This window comes from Sphingomonas sp. UYAg733, from assembly GCF_054057355.1.
Window position 1 is genome coordinate 267,957 of sequence record NZ_JBSRZE010000004.1, and the last position, 13,807, is coordinate 281,763.

General features: G+C 63.6%; 16 protein-coding genes and 1 pseudogene. 10 read left to right on the forward strand and 7 right to left on the reverse strand.

What is annotated here, in order from left to right:
* Nucleotides 1-66 precede the first annotated feature (66 nt).
* Nucleotides 67-1,059, reverse strand: coding sequence for a cysteine synthase A (locus tag ACVWZA_RS10355; protein ID WP_457311114.1), 993 nt, complete (start codon nucleotides 1,057-1,059; stop codon nucleotides 67-69).
* A gap of 147 nt (nucleotides 1,060-1,206) precedes the next feature.
* On the opposite strand from ACVWZA_RS10355, the gene ACVWZA_RS10360 reads away from it, so the two are divergent.
* Complete coding sequence (locus tag ACVWZA_RS10360; RefSeq protein ID WP_457311115.1) at nucleotides 1,207-1,737, forward strand: hypothetical protein; 531 nt, start codon at nucleotides 1,207-1,209, stop codon at nucleotides 1,735-1,737.
* Between the two features lie 10 nt (nucleotides 1,738-1,747).
* On the opposite strand, the gene ACVWZA_RS10365 is transcribed toward ACVWZA_RS10360, so the two are convergent.
* Together ACVWZA_RS10365 and ACVWZA_RS10370 are read right to left on the reverse strand one after the other, a co-directional pair.
* On the reverse strand, nucleotides 1,748-2,074 hold the full coding sequence (locus tag ACVWZA_RS10365; protein ID WP_457311116.1) for an Mpo1-like protein: 327 nt from the start codon (nucleotides 2,072-2,074) through the stop codon (nucleotides 1,748-1,750).
* A gap of 74 nt (nucleotides 2,075-2,148) precedes the next feature.
* Complete coding sequence (locus ACVWZA_RS10370) at nucleotides 2,149-2,547, reverse strand: hypothetical protein (RefSeq protein ID WP_457311117.1); 399 nt, start codon at nucleotides 2,545-2,547, stop codon at nucleotides 2,149-2,151.
* A gap of 126 nt (nucleotides 2,548-2,673) precedes the next feature.
* Here ACVWZA_RS10370 and ACVWZA_RS10375 point away from each other — a divergent pair, with 126 nt between their 5' ends.
* The 4 genes from ACVWZA_RS10375 (at nucleotide 2,674) to ACVWZA_RS10390 (ending at nucleotide 5,483) form a co-directional block, all read left to right on the forward strand.
* Complete coding sequence (locus ACVWZA_RS10375) at nucleotides 2,674-3,180, forward strand: DUF1993 domain-containing protein (RefSeq protein WP_457311118.1); 507 nt, start codon at nucleotides 2,674-2,676, stop codon at nucleotides 3,178-3,180.
* Nucleotides 3,181-3,316: 136 nt separating this feature from the next.
* A complete protein-coding gene (locus tag ACVWZA_RS10380; protein WP_457311119.1) occupies nucleotides 3,317-3,682 on the forward strand; it encodes a YciI family protein in 366 nt (121 codons plus the stop codon).
* A gap of 24 nt (nucleotides 3,683-3,706) precedes the next feature.
* Nucleotides 3,707-4,963 carry an RNA polymerase sigma factor gene (locus ACVWZA_RS10385; RefSeq protein ID WP_457311120.1) on the forward strand — a complete coding sequence of 419 codons (1,257 nt, stop codon included), beginning with the start codon at nucleotides 3,707-3,709 and terminating at the stop codon, nucleotides 4,961-4,963.
* Nucleotides 4,964-4,982: 19 nt separating this feature from the next.
* Nucleotides 4,983-5,483, forward strand: coding sequence for a DNA-deoxyinosine glycosylase (locus ACVWZA_RS10390; protein ID WP_457311121.1), 501 nt, complete (start codon nucleotides 4,983-4,985; stop codon nucleotides 5,481-5,483).
* A gap of 159 nt (nucleotides 5,484-5,642) precedes the next feature.
* Here the strand turns inward: ACVWZA_RS10390 and ACVWZA_RS10395 are convergent, their stop codons facing one another.
* Together ACVWZA_RS10395 and ACVWZA_RS10400 are read right to left on the reverse strand one after the other, a co-directional pair.
* On the reverse strand, nucleotides 5,643-7,661 hold the full coding sequence (locus ACVWZA_RS10395) for an FAD-dependent oxidoreductase (RefSeq protein ID WP_457311122.1): 2,019 nt from the start codon (nucleotides 7,659-7,661) through the stop codon (nucleotides 5,643-5,645).
* 208 nt (nucleotides 7,662-7,869) lie between these two features.
* A complete protein-coding gene (locus ACVWZA_RS10400) occupies nucleotides 7,870-8,271 on the reverse strand; it encodes an acyl-CoA thioesterase (RefSeq protein WP_457311123.1) in 402 nt (133 codons plus the stop codon).
* Nucleotides 8,272-8,466: 195 nt separating this feature from the next.
* Here ACVWZA_RS10400 and ACVWZA_RS10405 point away from each other — a divergent pair, with 195 nt between their 5' ends.
* The 5 genes from ACVWZA_RS10405 (at nucleotide 8,467) to aat (ending at nucleotide 12,893) form a co-directional block, all read left to right on the forward strand.
* Nucleotides 8,467-9,690 (forward strand): Y-family DNA polymerase, encoded by a 1,224-nt coding sequence (locus ACVWZA_RS10405; protein WP_457311124.1) that lies wholly within the window; start codon nucleotides 8,467-8,469, stop codon nucleotides 9,688-9,690.
* A 116-nt stretch (nucleotides 9,691-9,806) separates the two neighbouring features.
* Complete coding sequence (locus ACVWZA_RS10410; RefSeq protein ID WP_457311125.1) at nucleotides 9,807-10,190, forward strand: hypothetical protein; 384 nt, start codon at nucleotides 9,807-9,809, stop codon at nucleotides 10,188-10,190.
* 687 nt (nucleotides 10,191-10,877) lie between these two features.
* Complete coding sequence (locus ACVWZA_RS10415; protein ID WP_457311126.1) at nucleotides 10,878-11,048, forward strand: transposase; 171 nt, start codon at nucleotides 10,878-10,880, stop codon at nucleotides 11,046-11,048.
* A gap of 364 nt (nucleotides 11,049-11,412) precedes the next feature.
* The gene (locus ACVWZA_RS10420) at nucleotides 11,413-12,126 is read left to right on the forward strand and encodes a ParA family protein (protein WP_457311127.1); all 714 of its coding nucleotides are present in this window, start codon (nucleotides 11,413-11,415) and stop codon (nucleotides 12,124-12,126) included.
* Complete coding sequence (gene aat / locus ACVWZA_RS10425; protein ID WP_457311128.1) at nucleotides 12,123-12,893, forward strand: leucyl/phenylalanyl-tRNA--protein transferase; 771 nt, start codon at nucleotides 12,123-12,125, stop codon at nucleotides 12,891-12,893. The genes ACVWZA_RS10420 and aat overlap by 4 nt, the downstream gene beginning before the upstream one ends.
* Before the next feature lie 35 nt (nucleotides 12,894-12,928).
* On the opposite strand, the pseudogene ACVWZA_RS10430 reads toward aat, so the two are convergent.
* Nucleotides 12,929-13,162 (reverse strand): annotated as a pseudogene (locus tag ACVWZA_RS10430) (DUF2155 domain-containing protein); the annotation flags it as partial.
* Nucleotides 13,163-13,374: 212 nt separating this feature from the next.
* On the reverse strand, nucleotides 13,375-13,767 hold the full coding sequence (locus ACVWZA_RS10435) for an NADH:ubiquinone oxidoreductase subunit NDUFA12 (protein ID WP_457311129.1): 393 nt from the start codon (nucleotides 13,765-13,767) through the stop codon (nucleotides 13,375-13,377).
* Nucleotides 13,768-13,807: the final 40 nt, after the last annotated feature.

Here is a 13,807-nt window from a genome sequence, read left to right on the forward strand (position 1 = left end):
GTGCGACCATTTTCATGCTTATCGGGCAAAACTATCGCATGAGCACCATCTTGTCGATGCCAAGGCTCAATCCGTCGCGAGCCATGGCAATATGGGCAAGCCCTTCGCCTTTAGCCATTCGGCATTGTAGAGCGTCGAGAGATAGCGGAATCCAGTGTCGCACAGGATCGTCGCGACACGCTTGCCCGGCCCGAGCTGCTTCGCGAGCGCGATCGCGCCGGCGACGTTGATCCCCGACGAGAGCCCCAGGCACAGCCCCTCCTCGGCGAGCAATCGGCGCACCCACCCCATCGCTTCCGCGTCGGAAATGCGGAATTGGGTATCGACCGGCGCGCCCTCGAGATTGGCGGTGATCCGCCCCTGCCCGATCCCCTCGGCCACCGACGACCCTTCCGACCTCAACTCGCCATGCGCATAATAATCGTACAGCGAGGCGCCGTGCGGATCGCTCAGCGCGATGCACACGGCCTCGTCCTTGGCTTTCAATCCCAGGCCGACCCCGGCCAGGGTCCCGCCGGTCCCGACCGCACAGGTGAAGCCATCGATACGGCCGTCCATCTGCGTCCAGATTTCTTCCGCGGTGCCGACGATATGTGCGCGGCGATTGGCGATATTATCGAACTGATTGGCCCAGATCGCATTCGGCGTTTCTTCCGCGATGCGGCGGCTGGTGTGCACGAAATGCGCCGGGTTCGAATAGGGTGCGGCCGGCACCAGCACGAGTTCGGCACCGAGCGCGCGCAGCGTCTCCATCTTCTCGCGACTCTGCGTCTCGGGCATGACGATGATCGTCTTGTAACCCTTGGCATTGGCGACCAGCGCCAGCCCGATCCCGGTATTGCCCGCCGTGCCCTCGACGATCGTCCCACCCGGCTCGATCGCGCCCCGCGCCTCGGCGTCCTCCACGATATAAAGCGCGGCGCGGTCCTTCACCGACGCGCCCGGATTGGCGAATTCGCATTTGCCGAAAATGTCGCAGCCGCTGGCCTCGCTCGGCCCGTTCAGCCGAACGAGTGGGGTGTTGCCGATCAGGGCGAGCGTATTGGGGACGATGGTCATCGGGCTAGATAGGGGCGGCGATGCCCGATCGGCAAGCACAGGCCTCCTACAAACGATGGAAGCCAAACCATCTTCGCCCTGCTCGAACGGAATCGACTGCGCATCTCCAATCCTCGGGTGTGCCGTCACCCTGTTCGGAGACATGCCATGATCATTCTGCTTGCCCTTGCATTGACTCAGATACATCCGCCCCGGCCGGCCGCCACGCCCCGCTCCACCCAACCGATCCGCGTTATCCCGCGCCCGGGCGACATCGCTACGGACACGGTGTCGCCACGGCTGCGCATCGCCATGGCCTCGTGCCCCGCATTTCCCGCGACGATCTACAGCATCAATGGCAGCCGCTTTCCCGGCCGCCTGATCCGTGGCAGCATGGTGACGATCACTGGCACCGGCTTCGGCCCGCGCAGCGATTACAGCATGGCGACGCTCTGGGGCGCCCCTCCGCCCTTCGTCGCCGGCCAGGGCGGCTATATCATCAGCTTCACCACCTGGACCGACACCAAACTGGTCGGCACGGTCAGCAATGTGAACTCGACATCCTACCCGTTCAACATGTCGAACAACGCCTATCTCGAGCTTCAGTCGAGCCGCAACGGCAAGGTCGTCAAATGCGGCATCCCCGGTTTCGCCTTCGGCTACGATCGCGGTGGCGGCAGCCACCGGCCGCGCGGCTGAAGCGGGGTGGTCAGACCACCCCTGCTGTGCGCAGATGCGGTGCCAGCCGCCCGGTCACCGCCAGGAGATACATCCGGTAATCGCTGACCAGCGACCAAAGCGGATAGGTGAAGGTCGCCGGGCGGTTCTTCTCGACGGTGAAGTGCGCGACCCAGGCAAAGCCATATCCGGCGATCGGCACCACCGCCCACCACCAACCGCCTTTTACCAGCGCGAGCGCCAGGAACAGGACGGTCAGCGTCGTGCCGATATAGTGCAGCCGCCGCGTCTCCATCTTCGCATGCTCACGCAGATAGAAGGGCCAGAATTCCGCATAGCTGGTGATCTTTTCCGCCATCGTCACAGGCTAAACGAGCCCTTCTGCGATGCCAAGCCGCGATATCTCCGGTCGATATCCTTCATGTGATATGGCTATTGCCGCACGCGCTTCATGTCGAAACCGAGCGACCGAAATGTGTCGCTGTCGATGATGCTGAAATCGGACGTGGAGCTCGATCCCATGCTCACGCCTGTCCCGGTCAGGGTGAGCGTGCATTCGTTCGCTCCCTTGCCCGCGACGACCTTCCAGGTGCCGACCAGCCGCTGTTTGTTCCAGCGCCCGTTCTTCCCGAGATAGCGGTTGATCGTCGCGAACGACCCATCCTTGCTATAACTATAGTCATTGTCGACTTGCACCGGCTTGCCGAATCCCTCGACCTTTCCCTTGCCCACCCAATGGCCGGCCAGGAATTGCCTGCAATCGGTCGGGGAGGCGCTTGCGGGATGGCCCATGATGCTCGCGAGGATGATCGCAGGTAAGACAAGCCGCATATCGAATTCCTTTGATTATTGGGCTTGGTGACGCACGTCGGCGATCACTGCATCCTCCATTCGAATGGGGCGCTCGCAGCTCAAAAACCCATCGACGCGACGCCGGCGTCGGCCTAGACCGCCGCCATGACAACATCACTCTACGACCTCACCGTGCCCGTCTTCGGCCGCGCACTTGATGCCCTTTCGGGCGTGCTCATCAAGGGCGAGGCTTTCGCCGTCGAAAAGGGCTTCGATCCGGCGGTGCTGCTCGGCTCGCGCCTCGCGCCCGACATGGCGACACTCACCGCTCAGGTGCAGCGCGTCACCGATTCGATCAAGGGCGTGGCGACTCGCGTCGGCGGGGTCGAAAATGTCGTGTTCGAGGACAATGAAACCAGCTTCGCCGAACTCCAGGCGCGCATCGCCAAGGCAAAGGCGCTGCTCGCGACCGTCCCGCGCGACTCGCTCGACGGCAAGGAGGAGGCGGAGGTCTCGTTCCAGACGCCGGGCCGTACCCTCACCTTCACCGGCCGCAGCTATGTCCTGACCTTCGCGCTGCCCAACATCTATTTCCACATCACCATGGCCTACGCGATCCTGCGCCATAACGGCGTGCCGGTGGGCAAGCTGGATTATCTCGGGGCAGCCTAACCCCTTGCTTGGAAATGAGGCGGCCGCAAATGCCGCCTCGTCTCCCCCACCCTAAAAAAAGATTTCGGGAATTGTCGAATCCGCCCGATCGCGAACGACCAGTGGCACTGACGGCGCTAACCAAAGGAGCCCTATCATGCGCTACGCCTGCCTGATCTATTATCACCCCCAGACCCTGTTCGGCGGCAGTCCCGAGGCTGATGCGGCACTTGCCGAATGCTCGACCTACGATGTCGTGCTGCGCGAAAGCGGCCATTTCGTCATGGGCGAGGCGCTGGTCTTCCCGGAAGAGGCGATGACTCTGCAGGTCCGTGACGGCAAGATGTCGACGATCGACGGACCGTTCATGGAAACCAAGGAGATATTGGGCGGCATCGTCGTGATCGAAGCGCCCGACCTGAACGAGGCGGTACGCGTTGCCAGCGGTCACCCGCTGGCCAGGATCGGCTCGATCGAGGTTCGGCCGGTGGTCGATTATAGCCAGCCCCGACCAATGCTTTGAGCCTGGCACGCTGAGCCCGGGATCATGACCGCCGACGCACGCGCCGCCGTCGAGACAGCTTATCGCACCGAAAAGCGGCGCGTGCTGGCGACCCTGATCCGCCTGCTCGGCGGCTTCGACGCGGCGGAGGAAGCCTTGCACGAGGCCTTTGCCGCCGCGGCGGACCGCTGGCCGCGTGAAGGCGTGCCGACGAACCCCTATTCCTGGCTCGTCTCCACCGGGCGTTTCAAGACGATCGATCGCTGGCGTCGACAGGCGCGGCTGTCGGACGTCCTGCCAGACCTCGTCGCCCTGACCGAGCCGAATACGGAGCCGGCCGAGGAAATGGTCATGCCCGACACCATCCAGGACGACGAACTGCGGCTGATCTTCATCTGCTGCCATCCCGCGCTTGCGCCCGATGCACGCATCGCGCTGACCCTGCGCGAGGTCGGCGGCCTGACTACCGAGGAGATCGCGCGCGCCTATCTTACCCCCACCCCGACCATCGCGCAGCGCATCGTGCGCGCCAAGGCGAAGATCCGCGACAACGCGATCCCCTATGAAGTGCCGGCGCCCGCCGATCTGCCGGCCCGGCTCGATAGCGCACTGCGCGCCCTCTATCTGATCTTCAACGAAGGCTATGCGGCGACCGACGGCCCGAGCCTGACCCGCCCCGACCTGTCATCGGAGGCGATTCGCCTCGCCCGGCTGGTCGTCGAGCTGATAGCCGACCCGGAGGCTTTAGGCCTGCTCGCGCTGATGCTGCTACACGACGCGCGGCGCGCCACCCGGGTCGATGCCGCTGGCGACCTGATCCTGCTCGAGGATCAGGACCGGTCCTTGTGGAATCGTGGCAGCATTGCCGAGGCGCAGTTGCTGATCGAGCGCGGCACGGCTTCGCGTCGCATCGACCCCTATCTTCTCCAGGCCGCGATCGCCTCGATCCATGCCGACGCCCCGAGCAGCGCACAGACAGACTGGCCGCAGATCGTCGCGCTCTACGACGTGCTGCACCGCCTCGATCCATCGCCGGTGGTCGCACTCAACCGCGCCGTTGCGCTCGGCATGCGCGACGGTCCCGAGGTCGGCCTGGCCGCAGTCGAGACGATCCTCGCGCAGGGCGCGCTGGACACCTATCACCTCGCCCATGCCGCACGCGCCGACATGCAGCGCAGGCTCGGCCGCACCGCGGCGGCACGGACTTCCTACTGGACTGCGCTCCACCTCACCCGCCAGCCCGCCGAGCGCCGATTCCTACAGTCGCGCCTGGACCAGATCGACGCTGGACGCGCCGTCTGACCGACCTAAATCTGGACAGATGACCACCAAGCGCAGCTTCCCGCCCATCACCGATCCAGCCACCCGCCTGCTCATACTCGGCAGCCTGCCCGGTGATCGGTCACTCGCAGAGGCGCGTTATTATGCGCATCCGCAGAACCAGTTCTGGTGGCTGATGTCGGCGGTGATCGCTCGCGATCTCGTCCCGTTAAACTATGACGGGCGCCTCGCCACGCTGCGCGATGCGCATATCGGCCTGTGGGATGTCGTAGCCAGCGCGCGGCGCGAAGGCAGCAGCGACGCGGCGATCCAGGACCATGTCGCCAACGACCTGACCGCGCTGATCCGCACCCTGCCCGAGCTCCGCGCAATCGGCTTCAACGGCGCCACCGCCTATCGCCACGGCGTGGCGCAGATCGGCGACACCGCGCCGTACATCGCTCGGATCGCCCTGCCCTCGAGCAGCCCGCTGCACACCGTCGGGCTGGCCGCGAAACTTCCCGCATGGCAGGCATTGCAGGCTTATTTGATCGCCCAGTAAGCCCCACCACCCTTCTCCCCTCCCTTTATGGAGGGGCCGGGGGAGGGTGCGATCGCGAAGCGCATCGCTCGACGCGAAGCGTCGAACGGGGCATCGAGCCCCACCCGCCGCTAAGCCCTCCCTCCCACAAAGGAATATCGGGTCGATGCCAACCGCCGATCACACCCCGGCAAACGGATCCCGGCTCGTTGCATAGTGCGCCATCGCCATCGTCGTCAGCTGCGCATTGACGCGAATACAGCTGGTGAACGTGCTCGCGTCGGTAACCAGCACATTGCTCACCCCATGCAACCGGCATTCGAGATCGACCACCCCCTTTTCGGGATCAGCGTTACGAGCATTGCCGCCATGCGGGTGCGAACTCGACAGCACGACATCGTCCGCCGCCTGAATCGCCTCATCGAAGAAAGCCTCGACATCATCGTCAGGCCGCAACGTCTGTCCCCGCGCCAGCCCGGGATAGACCTCGATCGCGCCGGCCGCGAAATGCACCCGCACCAGCGTGGACAGTGCCCGCCGCAGCAGCGGCAATTCGACATCCTCGCGAAACTTGAGGTGCAGCTTGCCCCCCTTCATGCTGCCCTGCCGGTCGACCGGAAATAGGACGCCGGCCGAGGCCAGCCGGCCATATTGGCGCATCCGCCCGGCATGGGTGTCGAACCAGCCCGGCATCAGCGTCGACATGCTCATCGGCGGCTGGAAATGCGATTCGAGCAGGAAGTCGCCGCGATCGACATAAGTCGCCATCTGGTCCTCGTCCCAGGATCGCATGTCCCCGGCTATGCCCGTGCCTTCGGGTATCAGCGCGACCACCGGACAGGCGATGTTGAGCGAAATACCGGTACCGCTATTCCCCACATCACTCGCCGCGAGAAGCCGGCTCGACGCCATCGCCCCCGCCGCGACCACCACGCCGGTGGTGGCGCGCACGAACCGCGTGCCGCCGTCGGCCAATTTGATTTCGACCCCGTCGGCGACGCGCTTGTCGCCTGTCAGGCCGGGCCGCCAACGGATCCGGCCGACCGTCGTGTCCGCCAGGATAGTCGCTCCGGCGCGCCGCGCATCGAGCAGATAGGACTGCGCCATCCCCTGTTTGCGGCCATAGGGGCAGCCGGTGTTGCAATAACCACAATAGGCGCACGCAGCCCCAATGCTGCGCGGGCCATAATTCTTGCTGAACCAGGTCGCGACCGCCCCCGCATCGATCGGATCGTCGCTCGATGCGGCGTGTGCCGCCCAGCCGCGCAGCAAATGCGTGCCGTTGTTGCGCCCGCTTTGCGGATCGACCGGCTCGATCCCCAGCCGCGTCTCGACCGCCTCATAGGCTTTGACGAAGCGCGCTTCGTCTACCGGTCCGCCCAGCGCGGCCCAACTCGCGAACACGTCGCGCGCCGCCGGATGGGTCAGGCCGTCCTGCTTCACCCGCAGGCAGATGCCGTTGTTGATCGCGGTCGACCCGCCGACACAGCGTCCCTGGAACAGCACCACGTCATTGTCGCGGCTGGTCTGCACGCCGCCATCGACGAACAACCGCGCGGTCATCTTGCGCTCCTCATGGGTCATCGCACTCGACGGGAAATGCGCGCCCGCCTCGATGATCAACACGTCATGGCCCTGCGCGGCGAGGTTCGCCGCCGCCACCGCCCCGCCCGCGCCCGACCCAATCACGATCACGCCCGCGGAGTCGGGCACCTGATCCATGCCGAGAATATCGCCATCGCCCAGCTCGCGGCCAAGAAACGGCACGATCGGCACCTCGCCCGGCGCGCGCACGCGATGCCCGGGCAGCGTGAAACCGATTGACGCCAGCACCACATTGTCGCGATTATCGTCTTCGCTGACGCCGTCCCAATGACCGTAATAACCGGCATAGATAATGCCCCTGGTCCGCGCGAGATCCTGCATCAGATTGTTACGCGACATATGCAGCCGTTTCTCCACCCGTCGCGCGCGCCACGCCGGTCCGAACAGCAGGAAGAACGGCCCACCCATCACCAGGCAGATCAGATAGAGCGACAACCCGATCTGCTTCGGCTTGCCGCCCACAACCATGCCGAACTGATGCTGGATATTGGCGACGACCTGCGGTGAGGATATCTTCATATCGACACCGTGGAACAGCGCCTCGGTCATCGCCTTCAGGATCGCCGCCTGAACGAAATTGAACGGTTTATGCATAGGGCGCCCCCGCCTGTCTGGCGGACAAGGCTCATCCCCCGCCACGACCCTAGCGCCGATGACGAAACGCGGCCAGCGCTACACGCACCGGATTGGAGCAATTGCTATCCGATCAAGCTGCGGCCGCCGGCCACGATCGTCTCGGGCGTGCCAATTGCTCTATGGGAAATTCACGCTGCCTGTCGTGCTCGCCACATGACCGCAAGGCTCAATCCTTGTGGAAAAACAGCTCCGAGATGCTTTCGGCGATTCGCGCCGGACGCAAAGTCTTGGCGTCGAGGCAGCACCAGCTCGACTGAACCTCGGCAAGCACTTCCTCGCCGCGCTTGATGATCGTCTGGTAGAAGGCGCGCGCGCCCTGCACCTTTTCGAGCAGCACGGTGGCGATCACTTCGTCATTCAGAAAGGTCGGCTTGCGATATGTGATTTCGTGCTTCAGCGCGACCCACAGATGCCCTGATACCGCCTCGGCCGGCGCGAAACGCTGCCAGTGGTTGACCACCGCGTCCTGTACCCATTTCAGGTAGGATGCGTTGTTCACATGACCCATAAAGTCGATGTCCGCCGGATCGATGCCGACGCTGTACTGGTGGGGAATCGCGGTGCTCACCTTTCTTATATAGGGCCGAAAGCGTGTCGTTGCGATTAATTTCGCCGCGCGTTCAGCGAATTATCCGACGCTACGGCATCCTGTTGCGTGCCCATATGTTCTGCTATTGTTCCGATTATGCCCAACGACTCGCTCATCCTGCCCCCGCGGCCGCTGCGTTGGCTGTTCCTCGATCTGAATAGCTAATTCGCCAGCGTGGAACAGCAGCTCGATCCGGCATTGCGCGGCAAGCCGGTGCTGGTCGCGCCGGTCGATAGCGATACCACCGTTGCGATCGCCGCCAGCGTCGAGGCGAAGCGCTATGGCATCACCACCGGCACGCCGGTCTGGGAAGCCAAACGATTGTGTCGCGACCTGATCATCACGCCCGCCCGACATGAGAAATATGTCGAGTTCCACGATGCGATCGTCGCGGAAGTCTGGAAGCATGTGCCCGTGACAAAGGTCTGTTCGATCGACGAAGTCGCTTGCCGCCTGCTCGACAATGAGAATAGCCGCGTCGACGCGATCGCACTTGCCCACCGCATCAAGGCGGGGATCCACGCCAATATCGGCGAGTGCATGACCAGTTCGGTCGGCATAGCGCCCAACCGCCTGCTCGCCAAGCTCGCCTCGGACATGCAGAAACCCGATGGGTTGGTCATCCTCGACGCCGAGACCCTACCCGAACGGCTCTACGATCTTGCTTTACGCGACATTTGCGGGATTGGCGCGAAGATGGAGAAACGGCTCGCACAGGACGGAGTCAACGACATCCGCCAGTTGTGCGAACGCCGCCCGCGCGATGCCGGCAACGCCTGGGGCGGCACCAATGGCGACCGGCTCTGGTATCTGCTGCACGGCGTCGACTTGCCCGAAAAAGCCACGCAGAGCCGCTCGATCGGCCACAGCCATGTCCTGTCGCCGAGCAAACGCGGTGCCGAGGCGGTACGGCTCACCGCGCGCCGCCTCGCACTCAAGGCGACGAGCCGCTTGCGCCGGAAATCCTATCGCAGCCGACTGCTGATCCTCCATGCGCGGTTCGAGGACGACAAATCGACCTGGCGCGCGAGCCGTAAACTCTCCTCGACTCAGGACAGCTTCGCCGTCCTCGCCGCGCTCGAGACGTTGTTTCCCCTGCTCTATGCGGCCGGCAAGGTGCGCCCCGGCGATTTTCAGATCCGCATGATCGGCGTGACCCTGGCCGAGATCGAGCCGGTTATCGGCGAGCAACAATCCTTGTTCGGCCTGCTTGACCCCAATGATCCGCTCGCCCGCGAGACTCGCACCTTGTCGCTCAGCCGCGCGATGGACCGCATCAATGAGAAATTCGGCCGCAACGCGGTCAGCCTCGGCCCGCAATCGGGCGGTCGCATCGACCGCGTCGGCACCAAGATCGCGTTTGGCCGCATCCCCGATCTCGACGAATTCCATGAATAACCAGTTGTTTGTTCAGCAAACATAAATGTCCATTTGCTGCAGCGCAAAAGGCTCGCTTCGGCCGGAAATCTGCGCTCTTGACGAACTCTTTCGCGTGCGCGAAGCGTCCCCTCGACATGATCAACCGCACCATCCCGCTCGTCGCCGTCGCGCTGCTCGCGCTGTCGGCTTGTAACAACAGCAAGTCACCGGAAGTGGTGACCAGCGTTTCATCCGATCCTCAAGCGGAAGCGATCGCCAACCGCGCGCCGGTCGAACTGCCGCCGGCGATGAAGGCGGAGGTCACTTTCCGCTGCAAGGACAACAGCCTGGCCTATGTCACCTTCTTCCAGGGCGACAAGCAGGCGATGCTGAAGTTGGAAAAGGCCGGTCCGACGATCGTGCTCAAGGCCGACGAAGCCGGTAAGCCACTGGTCGCCGAGGGTTACTCGCTGACCGGAAACCCGAAGAACATCACGCTAACCCAGCCGGGCAAGGGCACGCTCACCTGCCGCGCCTGAACGGTTACGCGTAAACGAAACAAGCGGCCGGTGGAGCGATCCACCGGCCTTTTTTGTGATGATTGGAAAACGCGATCATCGATGTCCGCTCAGAGCGACTTTGCAACGGCCCCGTCTTTTCCATCGGAAAGATGGTTATGCGGACATTTCTAATTGCAAAGGCCGTTCGGCGTGCCACCTTCTGCCAATGAAGATCGATCCACGTCTTTCTATGGTTTGGGCAGCGGCGCTCGCCAGCCCAAGTATTGCCGCATCTGTCGAACAAGGGCGATATAATTGCACCCTGTCTGGACAGGGTGCCTGCTCCGATGAGCCGGACTCGTTGTGCCTCGGCAATCGGGTCTCAGCAAAAGACAAGTCGGTTAGACTGATACTCGACTTTAAAAGGGCGACGGCGTCGCTAAACGGGATACCGGGCCGTATTGTTGATGAAACGAATGGCACCCCGCTAATTGTCTGGCATTTAGTTGCTTTGGGTTCCCCAAGCATCGATGTTCGGCACGTAGGTCGGCGCACGTTCATCACTTTGAATTTGTCGGGCGCCACGGCCTCATTTGACTGTCGACCTGAGCGCTTGCCATAGCGCGCCGATCACCGGGAGCCCTGCTCCTATTTTGGGCACAAAATTGGAGTGCACCCCTTGAGTGAGACAGGGTAATTGAGTGACACGGTATCCGAGGAGGTAGCGTGTCAGAACGAACGAACCGAGTGTTCACAACAGAGTTCAAGGAGGGGGCCGTTTTGCGGCTGGAAGCTGGCGAGCAGTTTTCAGCGCTGGCGATCGAGCTGGGTGTGCGGCGCAAGCTGCTATACGATTGGCGCAAGGCTTATCGGCGGCTGGGCGTGGCGGCACGGTAATTCGGGGACACAATACTAATTAGCGCAGCCTTGCGCGCGCCATAACTTTTACCATAATCCTGTTATATATCATAGGTTTACTGCAATCATCCGACCCCGGAGATATGCAACATAGGGTGTCCCATATCTCGCCCGACCGTCCACCAAACTCGCCGCGCTGACCTAGAGATCAGAGATCGATTCACCTCACGCTCGGACCCTGCCATATCTGCTTTCGTAGCGGACCGCCCTGGTTCTGCAGGAGGCTCCTGAAGCCAAGGGAATCGAGTCATGATACAGCGGAAATTCAGGTGAGGCCCATCCATCGCCTTGCCTCCGTCACAACCCTCCGGCACGATGCGCGGGCAACAGCGGAAGGACGCGCGTGGCGACGATCGCGATCTACAGCCTGAAGGGCGGTGTCGGTAAGACCACGCTGGCGGTCAATCTTGCCTGGTGCTCGGCGATCCAGTCGTCGCGTCGTACCCTGCTCTGGGATCTCGACCCGCAGGCCGCGAGCAGCTTCCTTCTGTCCGACGGCAAGACGAAGGAGCAGGCCCAATCGGTCTTCTCCAAGGATGTCGAGCCGGAGAAGCTGGTGCGCAAGACCACGATCGAGCGGCTCGACCTGATCGGCGCGGACGCCTCGTTGCGCGGGCTCGACCTGCTGTTCCACGAACTCGACAAGAAGAAACGGCTGCAAAAACTGCTCACAGGCTTGCGCAAATCCTATGACCGCATCCTGCTCGATTGCCCGCCCGGGCTGACCGAGACGAGCGACCAGGTGATGCGCGCCGCCGACCTGATCGTCATTCCGGTCATTCCATCGCCGCTGTCTGAGCGCGCCTATGCCGAGGTGGTGAAGCATCTCGGCGGCAAGGCCAACCTCCTCCCGGTCCATTCGATGGTCGATCGCCGCCGCAAGCTCCATGCCGAGGCGCTCGCCCGCCACCCCGACTGGCCGGTGGTGCCGATGGCAAGCGTGGTCGAATCGATGGCGGTAAGGCGCGCACCGGTCGGCAGCTTCGCCGCCAGATCGGCCGGCGGGCAGGCCTTTACAGAATTGTGGCAGGCGATCGAGAAGCGGCTCGCGGCATGAAGGGGACGCCCGACGCGGCGTTCGACCTTGTTCCGCTCGACCCCAATCTGGTGCTCGGCGCTTATGCGGTCGGCGTCTTCCCGATGGCCGATGCGCGGGACGCGGACAGCGTCTATTGGGTCGAACCGAAGGAGCGCGCGATCCTCCCGCTCGATGGTTTCCGCCTCTCGCACTCGCTGAAGAAGACGATCGTCGCCGACCGTTACCGCGTCACCGCCGATACCGCCTTTGCGCGGATCATCGCACTATGCGCCGAATCCGCACAGGACCGTCCCGACACCTGGATCAACACGCAGATCGAAGACGTCTTCCTCAAGCTCCACACGATAGGCTTCGCGCATTCGATCGAGGTGTGGGACGGCGATGATCTGGTCGGCGGACTCTATGGTCTCGCGCTCGGCAAGGCGTTCTTCGGCGAGAGCATGGTCAGCCGCGCGCGCGACGCGTCGAAAGTGGCGATCGCGTGGCTCGTCGCGCGGTTGCGCGTCGGCGGATTCATCTTGCTCGATTGCCAGTTCATGACCGACCACCTCGCCTCGCTCGGCGCGGTGGAAATCACGCGAAGCGACTATGTCGGGTTGTTGACCGGCGCGATCGCGGGCGTGGTCGGCACCGGCGAAGGAGTCGCTTCGGGCGCGGCGGGGGACTTCTTCTCGCTCGACCGTGGCGTCGCGGTACCATCCTTCGGCGCGCTATCGCCGGCGCTCACCGAATCCGGCCCGCCCTCGGGGAAGGTCATCTCGCAGCTCTTGGTCCACACGTCATAGATCGGGTGCAGCACGACGTTTAGCTGCGGCCGTTCTTTATACAACCAGCCCGAGAAAACCCGCCGCCAGCTCTTGTTGTTCTGCTCGACATCGACCTGCACGAACGCGCCGGTATAGGGCTGCTGCTCCCACGGCGCGGTACGTTCGCAGGCGCGCAGCCGGATCACGACATCGCCGACGCGCACCGCCTGGCCCGGCTTGAGCTTCAGGTCGCGCGACACGCCGTTGCGCTTGTTGAGCAGGCCGATCACCGCGATTCGCTGCGCCATCGGCGTCGCGCCGAAAGAGGGATCGACGCTCGACGACACGTCGATCGTGGTCACGTCGGACGAAGGTATTTCGTCATCGAGCGAGGTCCGTGGCGTGGGGCGTGCTCCGGGCGAGGCGGTGCGGGCGCGGTCCTGCCACCACCCGTAACCGAGCCAGCCGCCAATCCCCAGGACCAGGGCAAGCCCGCCCCCAAGCAACCAGCGGCGATCGATCACGCTTCAGGCGTCCAGGCTTCGTAATCACCCGTCGCGGCGGCGCGGCGGCCGCCCTTTTCGAGCGCGCCAGACGGGCGATAGGCGAGCGCCGTACCGGTCAGGTTAGGCAAAGCGGGCTTTTCCCACACCCGCGCCGCGGGGAGCGAGCGATCGGGCAAATCATCGACCTGATGATGCAGCCAGCTGAACCATTCGGGCGCGACGCGACTCGAATCGTTCGCGCCGGCATAGATCACCCAGCGGCGCGGATTGCCGTTAGTGTCCTTGCCGCCCTCATAATAGACGTTGCCGAGCGCGTCGTCGCCGACGCGGACCTTGCCGCGCAGCCCGATCATGGTGCCCCAGCTGGCGCCGTTCCACCAGGTGAATGGATTGAGATTGATGCCCATGATCCGCGCTTAGCCGTCCAGTGGGCCGTCATCAACCGCG

Coding starts and splice junctions, on each gene's coding strand:
- ACVWZA_RS10370 (WP_457311117.1), bottom strand. CDS start 2,547: ATGCGGCTTGTCTTACCTGCGATCATCCTCGCGAGCATCATGGGCCAT.
- ACVWZA_RS10360 (WP_457311115.1), top strand. CDS start 1,207: ATGATCATTCTGCTTGCCCTTGCATTGACTCAGATACATCCGCCCCGG.
- ACVWZA_RS10410 (WP_457311125.1), top strand. CDS start 9,807: ATGATCAACCGCACCATCCCGCTCGTCGCCGTCGCGCTGCTCGCGCTG.
- ACVWZA_RS10435 (WP_457311129.1), bottom strand. CDS start 13,767: ATGGGCATCAATCTCAATCCATTCACCTGGTGGAACGGCGCCAGCTGG.
- ACVWZA_RS10380 (WP_457311119.1), top strand. CDS start 3,317: ATGCGCTACGCCTGCCTGATCTATTATCACCCCCAGACCCTGTTCGGC.
- ACVWZA_RS10385 (WP_457311120.1), top strand. CDS start 3,707: ATGACCGCCGACGCACGCGCCGCCGTCGAGACAGCTTATCGCACCGAA.
- aat (WP_457311128.1), top strand. CDS start 12,123: ATGAAGGGGACGCCCGACGCGGCGTTCGACCTTGTTCCGCTCGACCCC.
- ACVWZA_RS10395 (WP_457311122.1), bottom strand. CDS start 7,661: ATGCATAAACCGTTCAATTTCGTTCAGGCGGCGATCCTGAAGGCGATG.
- ACVWZA_RS10365 (WP_457311116.1), bottom strand. CDS start 2,074: ATGGCGGAAAAGATCACCAGCTATGCGGAATTCTGGCCCTTCTATCTG.
- ACVWZA_RS10390 (WP_457311121.1), top strand. CDS start 4,983: ATGACCACCAAGCGCAGCTTCCCGCCCATCACCGATCCAGCCACCCGC.
- ACVWZA_RS10355 (WP_457311114.1), bottom strand. CDS start 1,059: ATGACCATCGTCCCCAATACGCTCGCCCTGATCGGCAACACCCCACTC.
- ACVWZA_RS10375 (WP_457311118.1), top strand. CDS start 2,674: ATGACAACATCACTCTACGACCTCACCGTGCCCGTCTTCGGCCGCGCA.